The following is a 15,874-nucleotide window of genomic DNA, read 5'->3' on the forward strand; positions in this document are numbered from 1 at the left end:
ATGGGCAATCCCGACAAAGACCGCAGTAGCTACGGAGGTTCGGTGGAAGCGTGCGTGTTCGATCTCGACGGGGTGCTCGTCGACTCCGAGCCGGTCTGGGAGGAGGTACGCCGGGCGTTCGTCGCCGATCACGGTGGCACCTGGCAGGAGGACACCCAGTCCAGGCTCATGGGCATGAGCACCCAGGAGTGGGCCGCCTACCTGCACGAACTCGGCGTGACCCTGCCCCCCGACGAGATCGCCCGCGGCGTGGTGGACCAGATGGCCGAGCGCTACCGTCACGGCGTACCGCTGATGAAGGGGGCGCCCGAGGCGGTGCGGCGCCTGGCGGACGAGCTGCCGCTGGGCCTGGCCAGCTCCTCGCCGCGCGCGCTGATCGAGGTGGTCCTGGACGCGGCCGGGTTCCGTGACCGCTTCGCCGTCACCGTCTCCACCGAGGAGGTGCCGCGCGGCAAGCCCGCCCCCGACGGCTACCTGGAGGCGACCGCCCAGCTCGGCGTCGATCCGCGCGCGTGTGTGGCGGTGGAGGATTCGAGCAACGGTCTGCGCTCGGCGCACGCGGCCGGGATGCGGGTGATCGCCGTCCCCCATCCCCGCTATCCGCCCGCCCCCGACGCGCTGGCCCTCGCCTGGCGGGTCGTGCCCGACCTCGACTCCCTCACCGTGGCGGCGATCGACCGATGATCAGGCTCAGAACCCCCGCCGACCTCGACGCGTGCGTGAAGGCCCTGGCCGAGGTGCAGGCCGCCGACCGCTACCCCATGGACTGGCCCGACGATCCGCACGGCTGGCTGACCCCCGGCGACCTGCTCCGCGCCTGGGTCGCCCTGGACGAGGAGGGGGCCGTCGTCGGCCATGTCGGGCTCGCCGAGGTCGAGCCGCGGGTGGCCGAGCTGCTCGGCACGCCCGTCCGGGCGTCCGTGACCCGCCTGTTCGTCACGCCCTCCGCCCGGCGCGGCGGGCTCGCCGCCCGTCTGCTCGACACCGCCCTCGCCGCCGAGGGCGGGCGGCTCACGCTGGAGGTCTCCGACGAGGGCACGGCGGCCATCGCCGCCTACGAGAGGTACGGCTGGCTGCGCGTCGCCACTTCCCGGGCCCGATGGCGCAACTCGGCCGGTGAGCCTGCCCTGGTGCACCACTACCTGAGCCCGTGAAGCTATCCTTTCGGAATCGTGCGAGACATCACGGTATTCAGCGGCAGCGCCCACCCCGATCTGGCTGAGGAGATCTGCTCCCACCTGGGCACCCCGCTCCATCCGGTCCAGGTCAACCGGTTCGCCAACGACGTGCTGGAGGTCCAGCTCCAGGCCAACTGCAGGGAACGCGACGTCTTCATCATCCAGCCGCTGGTGCCGCCGGTACAGGAGAACCTGGTCGAGCTGCTGCTCATGCTCGACGCCGCCCGCGGAGCGTCGGCCGCCAGGACGACCGTCGTGATGCCGCATTACGCCTACGCCCGAAGTGACAAGAAGGACGCGCCACGCATCTCCATGGGGGCCAGGCTGGTGGCGGACCTGATGGTGGCGGCGGGCGCCGGGCGGGTGCTGGCGATGACGCTGCACTCGCCGCAGGTGCACGGCTTCTTCAGCGTGCCGGTCGACCACCTGCACGCGCTGCGCGAGCTGGCCGCCCATTTCCGCCAGTACGACCTGTCCAACACCGTCGTCGTCTCCCCCGACCTGGGCAACGCCAAGGAGGCCTCCCACTTCGCCCGGCTGCTCGGTGCCGACGTGGCGATGGGCGCCAAGCAGCGCTTCAGCGACGACCGGGTGGTGATCAGCTCGGTGATCGGCGAGGTCGAGGGCAAGGACGTGATCGTCCTGGACGACGAGATCGCCAGGGGCACGACCGTCATCGAGCTGCTCGACCGGCTGCGCGAGCGCGGTGTCAACTCCGTACGCATCGCGTGCACGCACGGGCTGTTCGCCGCCGGCTCGATCGAGCGGCTGAGCTCGCTGCCCGAGGTCGAGGAGATCGTCTGCACCAACACCGTGCCCGGGCCCAAGCCCACGGACAAGCTCACGGTCCTGTCGATCGCCCCGGCGCTGGCCGAGGCGATGCGGCGGATCCACGACGGCGAGTCGGTGAGCGCGCTGTTCGGCACACCGTGACGCATCAGTAGAGCCGGACGCGCTGCCCGGTGACGGCTCTCGCCTGGTGCGAGACGAGAAAGGTGATCACGTCGGCCACTTCCTCCGGCCGCCCGACGTGCCGCAGCGGGCTGTTGGCCACCACCGCCCGCTCGACCTCGGCGTTCACCCAGCCCGTGTCGGTGGCCGCCGGGTAGACCATGTTGGCCGTGATGCCGTAGCGGCCCAGCTCGTGGGCCGCCGACATGGTGAAGTTCTCCTGGGCCGCCTTCGCCGCGCCGTATGAGACCTCCGTCGGGAAGCCGTCGGGGCCGCCGGAGGTGAGGCCGATGATCCGGCCCCAGTCCGCTCGGCGCTCGATGTGGCGCCGGGCGAACTCGGCGATCAGCAGCGTCGCGGCGCGTACGTCCACGGCGAACTGCCGGTCGTAGCTGTCCGCGTCCACCGGCCGCAGCGGCCGCCCGAACGCGTCGTGCCCATCAGGCGTGAACGTGTCGCCCAGTGAGCCGCTGCTGGCATTGTTGACCAGGATCTCCACCGGTCCCAGCGCCCGCTCGGCCAGGTCGAACAGCGCCCTCGGCGTCTCCGGATCGGCCAGGTCGGCTTCGGCCGCCTCCGCAGTGCCGCCCGCCTCGCGGATGCGCCGTACGATGTCGTCGGCCCCCGCGCCTCGCGACCTGTTGTACTCGTCCGGATAGGCCGGATGGCTCACCGGCGCCAGCCGCTTGTACGTCAGGAACACGGCCACCCCCTGCGCGGCCAGCGCGACCGAGGTGGCGGCGCCGATGCCCTGGTTGGCCCCGGTCACCAGGGCCACCCTCCCCCGCACCTTCGGGTCGATCATGAACATGCTCCTTGGATGGTCGATACGAAAACGGCCCGACCAGGTGGCGGGGGCCACGCGCTCTAGGCGAAGCCGCCGTTGCTCATCAGCAGCTGACCGTTGATCCACTGCCCCTGGGGTGAACAGAGGAAGTCGACGAGGTGGGCGGTGTCCTGGGGCGTGCCGAGGCGGTTGTACGGGGTCTGGCGGGTGAGGCTCTCCCGAACCTCGTCCGACATCCAGCCGGTGTCCACCGGGCCGGGATTGATGACGTTGGCGCTGACGCCGAGGTGGGCCAGCTCGCGGGCGGCGGCCAGGATGATGCGGTCCAGGGCGGCCTTGCTCGCGCCGTAGGGCAGGTTGCCGACGGTGTGGTCGCTGGTGAGGCCGATGATCCGGCCGGTCCCGCTGGTGCCCGCGAAACGGCGCCCGTACTCGCGGACCAGCAGCCAGGTGGCGCGCGCGTTGACGGCGAAGTGCCGGTCGAAGCTCGCGATGGTGGTGTCGAGCAGGCTGGAGTCGACCGACTCGCAGTGGCACATCACCAGGGCGGTGACATTGCCCAGCCGGCGTTCGGCCTCGTCGAAGATCCGTGCGGGCGTGTCGACGTCCGCCAGGTCCGCCTCGATCGCCGCGCCGCGCCCGGCGAGGGATTTGCCGATCGCCTCGGCCGCCTCGGGCTCGGCGCCCCAGGTCATGCGCTCGTCGTACGGCGTCCAATAGGTGTAGGCGATGTCCCAACCCGAGGCCGCCAACTGGCGGGCGATCCCCGCGCCGATGCCGACGGTGCGGCCCACGCCGGTGACCAGGGCCACTTTTCCGTTGGATCTTGTATCGACCATAGTGGCCATCATGCACGGACCCACCGACCTCCTGCTAACCCGTTTTCTCGACGACCTCAGGCCGTCCGTACCCCTGGTCTCCTTGTGGGCGCACGGGTCGCTCGCGGCGGGCGACTACCAGCCGGGCAAGAGCGATCTCGATCTCATCGCGGTGGTCGAGACGGACGTCACCGAGGAGCAGCGGCAGCGGCTCACCAAGCTGCACGAGCGGCTCGACCTGCCGCTCGTCGAGCACCTGCACTGCTCCTACATGCCCAGGCACCGGCTGTCCGACTTCGCGACCGAGCATGTGACCTGGGCGCACCAGGAGCTGTACGAGCGGCCGGTCACCCCGGTGACCCGCCGTGAGCTGCACGCGGGCGCTCTTGAGCTGTACGGCGAGCCGCCCGCGGGACTGCTGCCGCCGGTGTCGGACCAGGAGCTGAGCGAGTTCATCCGGACCGATCTCCGGGACTTCTGGCTGGCCAGGACGCGCGGGCGCAAGCGCTGGCTGCAGGACGTCTGGGTGGATCTCGGGATGATCACCGTCGCCAGAGCCACGGTCACGTTGCGGGACGGACGGCTGATCACCAAACGGGAGGCCCTGGACGTGCTGGCCGAGATGGGCGCGCCGATGAACGTGGTGGAGGACATCCGAGCCCGCAGGTACGACCTGCCGCGGCCGTTCCTGAACCGATACAGGCGGGGGACGCTGGCCCGGGTCTTCATCAGGGCGGCGATCAAGCGCACCCTGGCCTGACAGCCTCAGAGGCGCCCGCTCACCCTGATCCCACGGGGGATAGTGTGGGCCGGGTCATCATCAGAAACCGGGGAAGGGCGGCACATGGGGGAGATCAGAGAGTCCTATCTGGTCGCCGCGGAGTCCGCGGTGGCGCTGCTGCGCGAGCCCGCCGTGGCCGCCGCGTGGAGCAAGCCGAGCGCGCTGAACGAGTTCAGCGTCGCGGGGCTGGCCGCGCACCTGGCCCACCAGCTCGTCCGCATCGACAGCCTGCTCGACGACGGCGGAGTGCCCGGTGAGCCGGTCCCGCTGATCGAGCATTTCTCCAGGTCCCCGTGGGTGCAGGCGGGCCTCGACCATGAGAGCAACGTGGGCATCAGGCGGGCCGGTGAGGCGGCCGCCGCCGACGGCCCGGCGGCGCTGGCCGCCAAGGCCGGAGAGCTGTTCGAGCGGCAGCGGGCCGAGCTGCCCGCGCAGCCCCGCGACAAGGTGGTGCACCTGCCGTGGTCGGGCTGGTCGCTGCGGTTCGACGACTTCCTGCTCACCCGGCTGGTCGAGCTGGTCGTGCACTCCGACGACCTGGCCGCCAGCGTGGGCGTGGAGACTCCCAAGCTGCCGGCCTCGGTCATCGATCCGGTCGTCGAGCTGCTGGCGCGGCTGGCCGTACACCGTCATGGCGCGACGGCGGTGATCCGCACGCTGAGCCGGGCCGAGCGGGCGCCCGCCACGATCAGCGCCTTCTGACCCGAGTCACCCCGAGTTCTGGACCATGCGCAGGGCCGCGACCACCTCGCGGCCCGACAGCGCGCTGTGCGGGTCGACCAGCCACTGCGACAGGAACCCCGTCAGCATGGCCTGGTAGAACGTGCCGACCAGCCGCGCCCGCTCCGGCTCGGCCGCCGGGTCGATGCCCTCGAACAACTCCGCGAGCCCGTCACGCCCTTCTTTGATACCGGCCACGAGCTGCTGCCGGATGTCCGGCGTGTGATCGATCTGGCCCAGCAGCTCGAACTGGGTGACCCAGAGCGGCCGCAGCCGGTCGAATGACTCGATCACCCGGTCCCACGCCGCCTCGAAGCGTTCGAGGGGCGTCGCGTCGGCCTTGATGTCGGCGGTCAGCGTCGCCGCCAGGTCATCGCCCCACTCGCGCATCACCTCGAACAGCACCTCGTTCATCAGCGCTTCCTTCGATCTGAAGTGATAGCCGATGCCCGCCAGGCTCACGCCAGAGGCGGTGGCGATGTCGCGCGCCGTCGTGCGCGAGTAGCCCTTCTCGATCAGGCAACGCTTTGCCCCGGCCAGCAGATCTTCCCGGTTTCCCATACTCCAAAGTCTAACACAATCGTTCTAGACAAGCGTCTGAGACGTGTGTACCTTTCAGGACATGACGAACATCCTGATCTCCGGCGCGAGCATCGCCGGCACCGCGACGGCTTACTGGCTGCGGCAGCACGGCTTCACCCCGACCGTGGTGGAGCGGGCGCCCGCACTCCGCGAGGGCGGCTACAAGGTCGACATCCGCGGCGTGGCACTCGACGTGATCGAGCGGATGGGCCTGCTTGACGCGGTCCGCGCCAGGAGCACCGACATGCGGATCGCCACGCACTACGACGCCAAGGGCCGGCGGATCGCGGAGATGGACGCCGACCTGTTCGGCGGGCGCGAGGGCACCGACGCCGAGATCATGCGCGGCGACCTCAACGAGCTCCTGTACGACCTGACCCGACACGACGTCGAGTACATCTTCGACGACTCGATCACCGGCATCTCCGAGGACGGGACGGTGACCTTCGAGCGGTCGGCGCCGCGCCGGTTCGACCTGGTCGTCGGGGCCGACGGGGTGCACTCCAACACCCGCCGGCTGGCCTTCGGCGAGGAGTCGGCCTTCGTCCGCGACCTCGGCTACTACATCTCGATCTGTACGGTCCCCAACCGCCTGGGCCTCGACCGCGAGGAGGCGGTCCACGCCGCCCCCGGCCGGACCGCGAACGTCTACAGCACGCGGCAGGACACCAACGCCAAGGCGCTGTTCATGTGGTCGTCACAGCCGCTCGCCTATGACCATCGCGACCTCGCCCAGCAGAAGGAGTTGCTGGCCCAGGCCATGGCCGGGGTCGAGTGGGAGGTGCCCGAGCTGCTCGAAGCCGTACGCGGGTCGACGGACTTCTACTTCGACTCCGTCAGCCAGATCCACATGGACCGCTGGTCGAAGGGCCGGGTCGTGCTGGTGGGCGACGCCGCCTACTGCGCCTCACCGGCCTCGGGCCAGGGCACCAGCCTGGCCCTGGTGGGGGCGTACGTGCTGGCCGGCGAGCTGGCCGCCGGCGGCGGTGCCGACGGTTACGAGCGGGAGATGCGCGGGTTCGTGGACGCCAACCAGAAGCTGGGCCCGGCCAACGTCAAGGGCATGGTGCTGCCGTCGCGGGCGGTCATCTGGTTCCAGACCAGGATGATCAAGCTGCTCCCCCACCTGCCCGGCCGCGACCGGATGATCGACCGCATCGCCGGGCCCATGGCCCGCGCCGCGACGGCCATCACGCTGAAGAATTACGTGGAATAAAGCATTCCGTTCTGATATAGTGAGAACCGAACGTTCCGTTCCAAGCATAGGAGCCTGTCATGACGATTCTCGTCACCGGTGCCACCGGAACCGTCGGCCGCCTCATCGTCGACGAGCTCGCCCGGAACGGGCACCAGGTGCGGGCCCTGACCCGCGACCCGGCCAAGGCCGACCTGCCGAGGGTGTGGAGGTCGTCGCCGGGGACCTGGCCGAGCCGGGCAGCCTCACGGCCGCCTTCGACGGCGTCGAGGCTGTTCACCTCATCAACTTCGCGGGCGACGACTACGCGCCGTTGAAGACCGGCGAGCAGCTCGTGGAGCTGGCCGCCAAGGCGGGCGTGCGTAAGGTCACCGTCCTGGGCGGGCGTGCCGACGGTCCGCTGGAGCAGGCCCTGGCCGCCAGTGAGCTGGAGTGGACGCTGCTGGAGCCGGTCGAGTTCATGTCCAACACGCTGCAGTGGTGGGCCCAGACGATCAAGGCCGAAGGTGTCATCAGGGAGCCGTTCGGCGGCCGGCTCAGCGCCGTGGTGCACGAGCGTGACATCGCCGCCGTGGCGGCCACCGTGCTGACGAGCGACGGGCACGCGGGTAAGACGTACACGCTGACCGGGCCGCGGGCCATCACCACCACGGAGAAGGTACGCATCCTCAGCGAGGCCGTCGGCCAGGAGATCCGGTTCGTCGAGCTCTCCGAGGACGAGGCCCGCGCCAAGTGGCTCGCCGACGGCATGGGGGCGGAGACGATCGAGTTCCTCATCGGCGCGCTCGGCGACACCCCCGAGGTCGGCTACACGGTGGTCCCGACCGTCGAGCAGGTCACCGGCCGGGCACCGCGTTCCTTCGCCCAGTGGGCCACCGAGCACGCCGTGGCATTCAAGCGCTGAGCGCCCGGCAGCTCAAGCGCTGAGCGCCGCCGAACTCAAGCGCTGAGCTCCGCGTAGTGGCAGGCCGCCTGCGCCGCAGCCGTGGCGGGCAGGATGTCGAGCAGCTCCGACCGGCACTTGCCGTCCACGCCTGCCTCGGCCGCCTTGCCGGAGGCGAGCACCTGGCAGCGGGCGTGGAAGCGGCAGCCACCCGGGATCCGCGTCGGGTCCGGTGGCTCACCGGTCAGCACGATCCGCTCGGGCGACTCCGGCAGCACCGACAGCAGAGCCTGCGTGTACGGGTGCCGGGGAGCGGTCAGCACCTGCTCGACCGGGCCCGACTCGACGATCCGGCCGAGGTACATGACCGCGACCCGGTCGGCGATGTTCCAGGCCAGCCCGAGGTCGTGGGTGACGACCAGCGCCGACAGGCCCAGATCCGCGCGGAGCTTGAGCAGCAGCGCGAGGATCTCGCCCCGCACCGAGGCGTCGAGCGAGGCCACCGGCTCGTCGGCGACCAGCACCTTGGGATTCAGGGCCAGCGCCCCGGCGATGACCACCCGCTGACGCTGACCACCCGACAGCTCGTGCGGATAGCGCTGGAAGAACCGCTCGGGCGGCCGCAGCCCGGCCCTGGACAGCGCCTCGGCCACGATCTCCCGCTCGCCGGACAGTCCGTGGATGCGCGGGCCCTCGGCGACCGCCTCGTAGACGGTGTGCCGCGGGTTCAGCGAGCCCATCGGATCCTGAAGGACGAGCTGGACGATCTTCCGGTACGCCTTGAGCGCCTTGGAGTGGTAGTCCAGCGCCTTCCCGTCGTACACGACCGAGCCCGAGGTAGGACGTTCCAGGCCCATCAGCGTGCGCGCCAGCGTGGTCTTGCCGCAGCCGGACTCGCCGACGAGCGCCACGATCTCGCCCGCGCCGATCGACAGGTTCACCCCGTCGACCGCACGGGCCCGCCGCCCGCGCGACGGGAACTCCACGTGCAGGTCACGGGCCTCCAGCAGGGTGTGATGCGCCGTGTCAGTGGTGTCCGAGGACGTCTCCGTCTCGATCATGAGGCCTCCTCCTTCGCCCGTACGTGCACGCAGGCGGCGGTACGGCCGCCGCCCGCGGGCCAGAGCTCGACATCGAGGGTCGCGCACTCCTCCAGCGCCACCGGGCAGCGCGGATGGAACGTGCAGCCGGTGGGCAGGTCCATCGGATCCGGCGGATCGCCGCCGAGGCCCTTGGGCGCCAGCCGCGACACCGGATCGCCGACCGTGGGGAAGGCCGCCGCCAGTGCCCCCGTGTAGGGGTGCCTGGCCTCGTGGAACACCTCGCGCGACGGGCCGTTCTCCACGACGCGGCCCGCGTACATGACCGCGAGCTGGTCGCAGACGTCGGCGAGCACCGAGAGGTCGTGCGAGATCATGACCAGCGAGATGTTCTGCTCGGCGATCAGTTCCTTGATCAAGGTCAGCACCTGGGCCTGGACCATCACGTCGAGCGCGGTCGTCGGCTCGTCGGCGATGATCAGCCGCGGCGAGCAGGCCAGCGCCATCGCGATCATCACGCGCTGCCGCTGGCCGCCGGAGAGCTCGTGCGGGTAGCTGCGGGCCCGCCAGGTGGGCAGGCCGACCTGTTCGAGCAGCTCGGCCACCCGCTTGCCGGCCTGGTCGGGCTTGGCCAGGTTGTGCACCAGCAGCGGCTCGGCGATCTGGTCGCCAATCCGCTGCACCGGGTTGAGACCGTGCTGGGCGCCCTGGAAGACGATCGACGCCTCGGCCCAGCGGACCGCGCGCATCCGGCCCCACTTCATGGTGAGGATGTCCTCGCCGTCGAGCAGGATCCGGCCGCCGACGCGGGCGTCGCGCGGCAGCAGCCGCAGCAGCGCCATGGCCAGCGTCGACTTGCCGGACCCCGACTCGCCCGCTACCCCGAGCGCCGCTCCCGAGTCCAGCTTCAGAGAAACTCCCCGTACGGCCGGCACCTCGCCCGAGGCGATCCGGTACGTCACCGAGAGGTCGTCGAGTTCGAGCAGGGTCATGCGCCCGCCTTCCTGAGCCGCGGGTTGAGCACGGCTTCCAGCGCGCGTCCCACCAGCGTGAACGCCATGACGACGGCGAGGATGCACAGGCCTGGAATGAGGATGTACCACCATGCGCCGTGGGTGGGAGCGCCGAAGTCGTAGGACGCGCGCAGCATCGTGCCCCAGGAGGTCTTGTTCGAGCTGACACCGAGGAAGGCCAGCGTGGACTCGGTGACGATCGCGCTGGCGACCTCCAGCGTGGTGCTGGCGAGCAGCAGCGGCGCCACGTTCGGCAGCACGTGCCGCGTGGTGATGTGCCAGTGCCCGCCGCCGAGCGCCTTCGACCGCTCGATGTACGGCCTGGCCTCCACGGACAGCGTCTGCGACCTGATCAGCCGGGCGGTGGACGGCCAGGTCGTGATGCCGATGGCCACGATGATCGTGGCCGTGCTGCCACCCAGGATGGCCGCCAGCACCAGCGCCGTGATCAGCGAGGGCAGCACCAGGAACCAGTCGGTGACCCGCATGAGCACGGCCCCGATCCAGCCGCGGAAGTGCCCGGCGGCGATGCCGACGATCATGCCGATCACGATGCTCAGCAGGGCGGCGAGGAAGCCGATGAGCAGCGAGGTGCGAGAGCCCCACCAGACCATCAGCAGGATGGACCGGCCGGACTCGTCGGTGCCGAACGGCTCCGCGAGGCTGGGCGCCGCCCACTTGGTGGCCGTGCCGCTCACCACGCTGGTCACGCCGTCATCGATGAACAGCGGCGCGATCAGCGCCAGAAGGACCGCGGCGACCAGCACCACCAGCCCGGCCATCCCGGCCCGCTCCTGACGGAAGCTCCCCCAGAAGCGGCCGAGTGCCAGCCGTCTGCGGGACGCGGCGACGGAGGTCATGCCGACCTCACCCTCGGGTCGATGATGTGGTAGACCACGTCGGCCAGCGTGTTCATGAGGATCACCGCGACGGTGATCAGCATGAACGTGCCCTGCATGAGTGTGAAGTCAGGCACCCTGATCGCCTCGTAGAACAACTGCCCGAGCCCCGGCCAGCTGTAGATGGTCTCGACGGTGACCGCGCCGCTGACCACGAAGCCGATGCGCAGGAAGACCAGGGTCACCGTGGGCAGCAGCGCGTTGGGGACCGCGTGGCGCCGACGTACCTCCTCGTCGCGCAGGCCCTTGGCGCGGGCCACGTTCACGTAGTCCTGGCCCACCTCCTCCAGCAACGACGACCGCATGACCAGCAGGTACTGGGCGTAGACCACGGCCACCAGGGTCAGGCACGGCAGCACCATGTGCATGCCCACGTCGAGCACGTAGGCGAAGCCGTCGGGCGCGTCCACGCTCTCGATGCCCCGGGTCGGGAAGAGGCCGGGAATCGGCCCGATCCCGACACCGAACACCATGAGCAGCAGCAGCCCCAGCCAGAACGTCGGCATGGACCACAGCACCAGCGAGACACCCGTGGAGATCCGGTCGAAGCGGCTGCCGCGCCGCCATCCGGCCCGCTGGCCCTGCCAGATCCCGAGGCTGACCGCGATGACCAGGCCGCCGCCCGCGAGCAGCAGCGTCGCGGGGAACCGCTCGCCGATGAGGCTGAGGACCGGCCGGTTGTACTCGTAGGAGGTGCCCAGGTCGAAGTGGAGCGTCTTGCCGACGAAGTCGAAGAACTGGTCGATCATCGACTTGTCCAGGCCGAGCCGGTGCCGTTCCAGGGCGAGCTGCGTCGGGGTCATGTTGCGGCCCTGCGCGAGGTTGCGCACGGGGTCGCCGGGCAGCAGCCGGAACACGAAGAACGTGCCGACGATCACCATGGCGATGCTGAACAACGCCCCGCCGACCTTCGACAGCGCGTACTTCAGCGTGCCGCGGTAGGCGGGGCGGTCGTCACCAGAGCCCGCCGCCTGGACGGCGGGCTCTGCCGCTTCGAGCGGAGTGGTCATTCGCGCTCGTCGGCGACGCTCTTACGCCGCCGGGTCAGGAAGAACGCGGCGAGGCCGATGACCACGACACCGCCGACCACGCCGGCGATGAGGCCGGTGTTGGAGCCGCCGGCGGCCGCGGACCCCGCCGTGGCGGTGGCCTTGACGTCCATGGCGTAGAACGGATAGCCGCTGCTGCCGCCGTAGATCAGGCCCTTGTCCTCGGGGACCGGGGTGACGCTGGTGATCCGGTCCTTGCGGTAGCCCTCAAGGTCGTTCGGGTAGTAGATGGCGATCACCGGAGCGTCGGTGTAGAGGCGCTCCTGCATCTTCTTGATGATCTCCACGCGCTTGGCCCGGTCGAGCTCCTTGAGCTGCTCCTGGTAGAGCTTCTCGAAGGTCGGGTCGCAGTAGAACGACTCGGTGCCGCCACCCTCGCCCGCCGCGGTGGGCCTGCGGCTGCACAGGTGCGTGGCCAGGACCTCTTCGGGGTCGGGGTTGACCGACCAGCCGCTGATCGCGATGTCGTACAGCCCCGTGACGCCCGTCTGCTCGCTGAACTTGCTGGAGTCGAGCTTCACCGTGGTCAGCGTGACGCCGATCTCCTTGAAGAAGCCCGTCAGGTATTCGGCGAGCTTGTCCTCGATCGGGGTGTCGGTGTGGATGCTGAAGCGGAACTCCAGCTTCTTCTTGCCGTCGGGCATCGTACGGACGCCGTCGGCGCCCTTCTTGTAGCCGGCGTCATCGAGGATCTTGTTGGCCTTGGCGACGTCGTAGGTGACCTTCTGGTCGCCGGTGGCCTCCCAGAAGAACTCCTTGTACAGCGGCGGGATGATCGAGCCGTCGGCGGGCTTGGCCAGGCCGCTCTGCACCTCGTCGGCCAGCTTCTGCTTGTCGATCGCGTAGTGCAGCGCGGTGCGCACCTTCGGGTCCTTCAGCGCGGGGTGACCGTCGCCGACGGGCTTGTTGTCCGTGGTGGTGGCCCCTGGGTTGACCTCCAGGTACGCGGCGCGGCGGCCCTGCGTGTTCCACTGCTCGATGTTGGGGTCGCCCTTGATCGACTCGAAGTCCGGCGGCGTCATGCGGCCGATCAGGTCGATGTCACCCTTCTTCAGGCCCGCGATGGCGGCCTGCGGGTTGTCATAGAAGATGAACTGCAGCTCGTCGATCTTGGGCTTGCCCAGCCAGTAGTCGGGGTTGGCCTTGAGCTTGACGTACTGGTCCTTCTTCTGCTCGACCGCGATGTACGGCCCGCTGCCCACGGCCGGGTAGACATCGGCCTCGTACTTGGCGATGTCGGTGACCTTCTCCCAGACATGCTTGGGCATGATCGGGATCGGGTTCTCCAGCATGGACGCCTGCGGCGCCTTGGTCTTGATGACCAGCTCCTGGCCGTTGGCGGTGACGCTCTCGAAGTTCTCGACGGCCGGACCGTTGGCGGTCTTCGCGGCGTCGTCGGTCATGACCTTGTTGAACGTCCAGGCCGCGTCCTCGGCGGTGATCGGCTGGCCGTCGGACCACTTGGCGCTGCGGATCTTGAAGATCCACGTGAGCCCGTCGGGCGAAGTCGTCCACGACTCGGCCAGGTCCGGGCTGGGCTTCAGCGTCTTGGGGTCGGGCACGGTCAGGAAGCTGTACATCTCACGCTGGATCGCCGACGAGACCAGCCTGACCGCCAGGAAGGGGTTCATCGAGTCCATCGACTGCGTGGCACCGATGCGAACGATCTTCTTCCCCGCTGCCGGTTCCGCGGCTTGGGCCGCCTGGCCCTGACCTGCAACTAATACCGCTACGCCCAGCAGAGCCAGGCGTGCGAACCATTTCCTCATTGTGCCTCACCTTCAGGCGGGGGTTTCCTGTGTAGAGAAAGGCACACCATACGAACACCGCGTGTCAACGAGTGACGGAAAATTGTTTCACCTTCGTTTCCTTGAGCGGTGTAAATTTTCAGCCGAGCTCAAGGACCGTTCCGTCGCTCACGCTCAGGCGGCGATCGACGTGAACGGCATCGAGCATCCGCCGATCGTGGGTGACCAGCAACAGCGTGCCAGGATAGCTCGACAGAGCCGACTCCAGTTGCTCGATCGCGGGGAGATCGAGATGGTTCGTCGGCTCGTCCAGCACCAGCAGGTTAACGCCTCTGGCCTGCAACAAGGCCAGCGCCGCGCGGGTACGCTCGCCGGGCGACAGCGTGTCGGCGGGCCGCAGCACGTGCGCGGCCCGCAGCCCGAACTTCGCCAGCAGCGTCCGCACCTCGGCGGGCGGCAGCTCCGGCGTCTGCGCGGCGAAGGCGTCCAGCAGCGGCTCCCCGCCCTCGAACAGCCCTCTGACCTGGTCCACCTCGCCGACCACCACGCCGGGCCCGAGCGTGGCGTGCCCGTCGTCGAGCGGGGTGCGCCCGAGCAGCGCGGCCAGCAGCGTCGTCTTGCCCGCGCCGTTGGACCCGGTGATCGCCACCCGTTCGGCCCAGCCGATCTCCAGATCGACCGGCCCGAGCGTGAACGCGCCCCTTTTGACCACCGCGCCACGCAGTGTGGCCACCACCGCGCCGGAGCGGGGCGCGGCGGCGATCTCCATCCGCAGCTCCCACTCCTTGCGCGGCTCCTCGACCACCTCCAGGCGCTCAATGAGCTTCTCCGACTGGCGGGCCTTGGCGGCCTGCTTCTCGGTCGTCTCGATGCGCGTGTTGCGGCCGATCTTGTCGTTGTCAGGCGCCTTGCGCCGGGCGTTCCTGACGCCCTTCTCCATCCAGGCCCGCTGTGTCCTGGCCCGGGCCTCCAACTGGGATCGGGTGTCGGCGTACTCCTCGAACCGCTCCCGGGCGTGCCGCCGAGCCACCTCGCGCTCGTCCAGGTACGCCTGGTATCCGCCCCCGTACAGCCGGATCTGCTGCTGGGCCAGATCGAGCTCCAGCACCTTGGTGACGGTCCTGGCCAGGAACTCGCGGTCGTGGCTGACCACCACCGTGCCGGCCCGCAGGCCGTGGACGAAGCCCTCCAGCCGGTCCAGCCCGTCGAGGTCGAGGTCGTTGGTCGGCTCGTCGAGCAGGAACAGGTCATAGCGGCTGAGCAGCAGCGAGGCCAGCCCCGCGCGGGCCGCCTGGCCGCCGGACAGCGAGGTCATGGGCTGCTCCAGGTCCACCGGCAGCCCGATCTCCGCCGCCCGCTCCTCCAGATCGGCGCCGCCGAGCGCGAGCCAGCGCTCCAGCGCGACGCTGTAGTCGTCGTCGGCACCCGGCCGCTCCTCGACCAGGCCCTGGGTGGCGTCGTCGAGCTCACGCTGCGCCCGCTCGACGCCGGTGCGCCTGGCCAGGAACCGCGCGACCGTCTCGCCGGGGCGGCGCTCGGGCTCCTGCGGCAGATGGCCGACCGTGGCCGTGGCGGGGCTGAGCCGTATCGAACCCTCCTCGGGCCGGTCGAGCCCGGCCAGCAGGCGCAGCAGCGTGGACTTGCCCGCCCCGTTGGCCCCCACGAGCCCGATGACGTCGCCGGGGGCCACCACCAGGTCGAGGCCCGAGAACAGGACCCGCTCGCCGTGCCCCGCCGCGAGGTCCTTCACCACCATCGTCGCGCTCATGTAGATCGATGCTACTAACGTGAGCCAAATGCCTCGCTGGTCCGTACTCGCCGCCGCCGTCGTCACCGTCATGGCCGGGCTGGGGGTACGGCTGCTGTGGGACGGCCCGTTCGCCAAATATTCGGGCGACGCGCTCTACACGGTCCTGATCTACCTGCTCATCGTGCTCGTCCTGCCGCGCGTCCGGCCGGTGTGGGCGGCGCTGGGGGCGACCGGGCTGAGCTGGGCGATCGAGTTCGCCCAGCTCTGGGAGATCCCGCCGCTGCTCCGGCCGCTGCTGGGCAGCACCTTCAACCCGCCCGACCTGTTCTGGTACGCCGTGGGGGCCGCGGTCGCGGGTGCGGTGCACCTGCGGTGCCTATTTAGGTAAAGAACGGTCCTTACCAGGTCGAAACTCGGCTGTAACGCCTTGCCTGTGGACTGGAAATGGTCTAGACCTAGACCAAATACCCAGAGAGTCCC

At 69.8% G+C, this 15,874-nt stretch carries 18 protein-coding genes; 9 read left to right on the top strand and 9 right to left on the bottom strand.

The genetic code is table 11. From position 1 onward, the window contains the following. The first annotated feature begins 42 nt into the window (after window positions 1-42). From AB0B91_RS50705 to AB0B91_RS50715, 3 genes are read left to right on the top strand one after another with little or no spacing between them, the layout of a single operon-like run. Window positions 43-684, top strand: coding sequence for an HAD family phosphatase (locus AB0B91_RS50705; RefSeq protein ID WP_358337421.1), 642 nt, complete (start codon window positions 43-45; stop codon window positions 682-684). Then, window positions 681-1,154 (top strand): GNAT family N-acetyltransferase, encoded by a 474-nt coding sequence (locus AB0B91_RS50710; RefSeq protein WP_358337424.1) that lies wholly within the window; start codon window positions 681-683, stop codon window positions 1,152-1,154. The genes AB0B91_RS50705 and AB0B91_RS50710 overlap by 4 nt, the downstream gene beginning before the upstream one ends. 18 nt (window positions 1,155-1,172) lie before the next feature. Next, the gene (locus tag AB0B91_RS50715; RefSeq protein WP_358337427.1) at window positions 1,173-2,111 is read left to right on the top strand and encodes a ribose-phosphate pyrophosphokinase; all 939 of its coding nucleotides are present in this window, start codon (window positions 1,173-1,175) and stop codon (window positions 2,109-2,111) included. Between the two features lie 4 nt (window positions 2,112-2,115). On the opposite strand, the gene AB0B91_RS50720 is transcribed toward AB0B91_RS50715, so the two are convergent. Continuing rightward, on the bottom strand, window positions 2,116-2,934 hold the full coding sequence (locus AB0B91_RS50720; RefSeq protein ID WP_358337430.1) for an SDR family oxidoreductase: 819 nt from the start codon (window positions 2,932-2,934) through the stop codon (window positions 2,116-2,118). 62 nt (window positions 2,935-2,996) lie between these two features. After that, on the bottom strand, window positions 2,997-3,755 hold the full coding sequence (locus tag AB0B91_RS50725) for an SDR family oxidoreductase (protein ID WP_358337432.1): 759 nt from the start codon (window positions 3,753-3,755) through the stop codon (window positions 2,997-2,999). 10 nt (window positions 3,756-3,765) lie between these two features. On the opposite strand from AB0B91_RS50725, the gene AB0B91_RS50730 reads away from it, so the two are divergent. Then, window positions 3,766-4,494, top strand: a complete 729-nt coding sequence (locus AB0B91_RS50730; RefSeq protein ID WP_358337435.1) for a nucleotidyltransferase domain-containing protein — start codon at window positions 3,766-3,768, stop codon at window positions 4,492-4,494. 84 nt (window positions 4,495-4,578) lie between these two features. Next, window positions 4,579-5,217 (top strand): maleylpyruvate isomerase N-terminal domain-containing protein, encoded by a 639-nt coding sequence (locus AB0B91_RS50735; RefSeq protein ID WP_358337438.1) that lies wholly within the window; start codon window positions 4,579-4,581, stop codon window positions 5,215-5,217. Window positions 5,218-5,223: 6 nt separating this feature from the next. Here the strand turns inward: AB0B91_RS50735 and AB0B91_RS50740 are convergent, their stop codons facing one another. After that, window positions 5,224-5,796, bottom strand: coding sequence for a TetR/AcrR family transcriptional regulator (locus tag AB0B91_RS50740; RefSeq protein WP_358337441.1), 573 nt, complete (start codon window positions 5,794-5,796; stop codon window positions 5,224-5,226). A 61-nt stretch (window positions 5,797-5,857) separates the two neighbouring features. On the opposite strand from AB0B91_RS50740, the gene AB0B91_RS50745 reads away from it, so the two are divergent. The 3 genes from AB0B91_RS50745 to AB0B91_RS50755 are packed head-to-tail and all read left to right on the top strand — an operon-like array spanning window position 5,858 to window position 7,916. Beyond that, a complete protein-coding gene (locus tag AB0B91_RS50745) occupies window positions 5,858-7,033 on the top strand; it encodes an FAD-dependent monooxygenase (protein ID WP_358337444.1) in 1,176 nt (391 codons plus the stop codon). 59 nt (window positions 7,034-7,092) lie between these two features. Beyond that, entirely contained in the window at window positions 7,093-7,329 is a 237-nt protein-coding gene (locus AB0B91_RS50750; RefSeq protein ID WP_358337447.1) for an NmrA family NAD(P)-binding protein, read from the top strand. Further along, complete coding sequence (locus AB0B91_RS50755; protein WP_358337450.1) at window positions 7,218-7,916, top strand: hydroxylase; 699 nt, start codon at window positions 7,218-7,220, stop codon at window positions 7,914-7,916. Before AB0B91_RS50750 ends, AB0B91_RS50755 begins: the two co-directional genes overlap by 112 nt. A 35-nt stretch (window positions 7,917-7,951) precedes the next feature. Here AB0B91_RS50755 and AB0B91_RS50760 read toward each other — a convergent pair whose 3' ends face one another. The 6 genes from AB0B91_RS50760 to AB0B91_RS50785 form a co-directional block, all read right to left on the bottom strand. Beyond that, window positions 7,952-8,956, bottom strand: coding sequence for an ABC transporter ATP-binding protein (locus AB0B91_RS50760; RefSeq protein ID WP_358337453.1), 1,005 nt, complete (start codon window positions 8,954-8,956; stop codon window positions 7,952-7,954). After that, entirely contained in the window at window positions 8,953-9,927 is a 975-nt protein-coding gene (locus tag AB0B91_RS50765) for an ABC transporter ATP-binding protein (RefSeq protein ID WP_358337456.1), read from the bottom strand. Before AB0B91_RS50765 ends, AB0B91_RS50760 begins: the two co-directional genes overlap by 4 nt. Beyond that, window positions 9,924-10,808, bottom strand: a complete 885-nt coding sequence (locus AB0B91_RS50770; RefSeq protein ID WP_358337459.1) for an ABC transporter permease — start codon at window positions 10,806-10,808, stop codon at window positions 9,924-9,926. The genes AB0B91_RS50765 and AB0B91_RS50770 overlap by 4 nt, the downstream gene beginning before the upstream one ends. Continuing rightward, window positions 10,805-11,857: an ABC transporter permease gene (locus tag AB0B91_RS50775; protein WP_358337462.1), complete on the bottom strand. Its 1,053-nt coding sequence runs from the start codon at window positions 11,855-11,857 to the stop codon at window positions 10,805-10,807. The genes AB0B91_RS50770 and AB0B91_RS50775 overlap by 4 nt, the downstream gene beginning before the upstream one ends. Beyond that, the gene (locus AB0B91_RS50780) at window positions 11,854-13,665 is read right to left on the bottom strand and encodes an ABC transporter substrate-binding protein (protein ID WP_358337465.1); all 1,812 of its coding nucleotides are present in this window, start codon (window positions 13,663-13,665) and stop codon (window positions 11,854-11,856) included. The genes AB0B91_RS50775 and AB0B91_RS50780 overlap by 4 nt, the downstream gene beginning before the upstream one ends. Before the next feature lie 118 nt (window positions 13,666-13,783). Continuing rightward, on the bottom strand, window positions 13,784-15,412 hold the full coding sequence (locus AB0B91_RS50785) for an ABC-F family ATP-binding cassette domain-containing protein (RefSeq protein ID WP_358337468.1): 1,629 nt from the start codon (window positions 15,410-15,412) through the stop codon (window positions 13,784-13,786). Between the two features lie 28 nt (window positions 15,413-15,440). Here AB0B91_RS50785 and AB0B91_RS50790 point away from each other — a divergent pair, with 28 nt between their 5' ends. Beyond that, window positions 15,441-15,782 carry a DUF2809 domain-containing protein gene (locus AB0B91_RS50790; RefSeq protein WP_358337470.1) on the top strand — a complete coding sequence of 114 codons (342 nt, stop codon included), beginning with the start codon at window positions 15,441-15,443 and terminating at the stop codon, window positions 15,780-15,782. The last annotated feature ends 92 nt before the right edge of the window (window positions 15,783-15,874 follow it).

Source organism: Nonomuraea sp. NPDC049141, assembly GCF_040648415.1.
Taxonomy (GTDB): Bacteria; Actinomycetota; Actinomycetes; order Streptosporangiales; family Streptosporangiaceae; genus Nonomuraea.

Bases quoted from the DNA above. Each gene is read 5' to 3' on its own strand.
- AB0B91_RS50710 (WP_358337424.1), top strand. From the start codon at position 681: ATGATCAGGCTCAGAACCCCCGCCGACCTCGACGCGTGCGTGAAGGCC.
- AB0B91_RS50720 (WP_358337430.1), bottom strand. From the start codon at position 2,934: ATGATCGACCCGAAGGTGCGGGGGAGGGTGGCCCTGGTGACCGGGGCC.
- AB0B91_RS50725 (WP_358337432.1), bottom strand. From the start codon at position 3,755: ATGGTCGATACAAGATCCAACGGAAAAGTGGCCCTGGTCACCGGCGTG.
- AB0B91_RS50730 (WP_358337435.1), top strand. From the start codon at position 3,766: ATGCACGGACCCACCGACCTCCTGCTAACCCGTTTTCTCGACGACCTC.
- AB0B91_RS50735 (WP_358337438.1), top strand. From the start codon at position 4,579: ATGGGGGAGATCAGAGAGTCCTATCTGGTCGCCGCGGAGTCCGCGGTG.
- AB0B91_RS50740 (WP_358337441.1), bottom strand. From the start codon at position 5,796: ATGGGAAACCGGGAAGATCTGCTGGCCGGGGCAAAGCGTTGCCTGATC.
- AB0B91_RS50745 (WP_358337444.1), top strand. From the start codon at position 5,858: ATGACGAACATCCTGATCTCCGGCGCGAGCATCGCCGGCACCGCGACG.
- AB0B91_RS50750 (WP_358337447.1), top strand. From the start codon at position 7,093: ATGACGATTCTCGTCACCGGTGCCACCGGAACCGTCGGCCGCCTCATC.
- AB0B91_RS50760 (WP_358337453.1), bottom strand. From the start codon at position 8,956: ATGATCGAGACGGAGACGTCCTCGGACACCACTGACACGGCGCATCAC.
- AB0B91_RS50765 (WP_358337456.1), bottom strand. From the start codon at position 9,927: ATGACCCTGCTCGAACTCGACGACCTCTCGGTGACGTACCGGATCGCC.
- AB0B91_RS50770 (WP_358337459.1), bottom strand. From the start codon at position 10,808: ATGACCTCCGTCGCCGCGTCCCGCAGACGGCTGGCACTCGGCCGCTTC.
- AB0B91_RS50775 (WP_358337462.1), bottom strand. From the start codon at position 11,857: ATGACCACTCCGCTCGAAGCGGCAGAGCCCGCCGTCCAGGCGGCGGGC.
- AB0B91_RS50780 (WP_358337465.1), bottom strand. From the start codon at position 13,665: ATGAGGAAATGGTTCGCACGCCTGGCTCTGCTGGGCGTAGCGGTATTA.
- AB0B91_RS50785 (WP_358337468.1), bottom strand. From the start codon at position 15,412: ATGAGCGCGACGATGGTGGTGAAGGACCTCGCGGCGGGGCACGGCGAG.
- AB0B91_RS50790 (WP_358337470.1), top strand. From the start codon at position 15,441: ATGCCTCGCTGGTCCGTACTCGCCGCCGCCGTCGTCACCGTCATGGCC.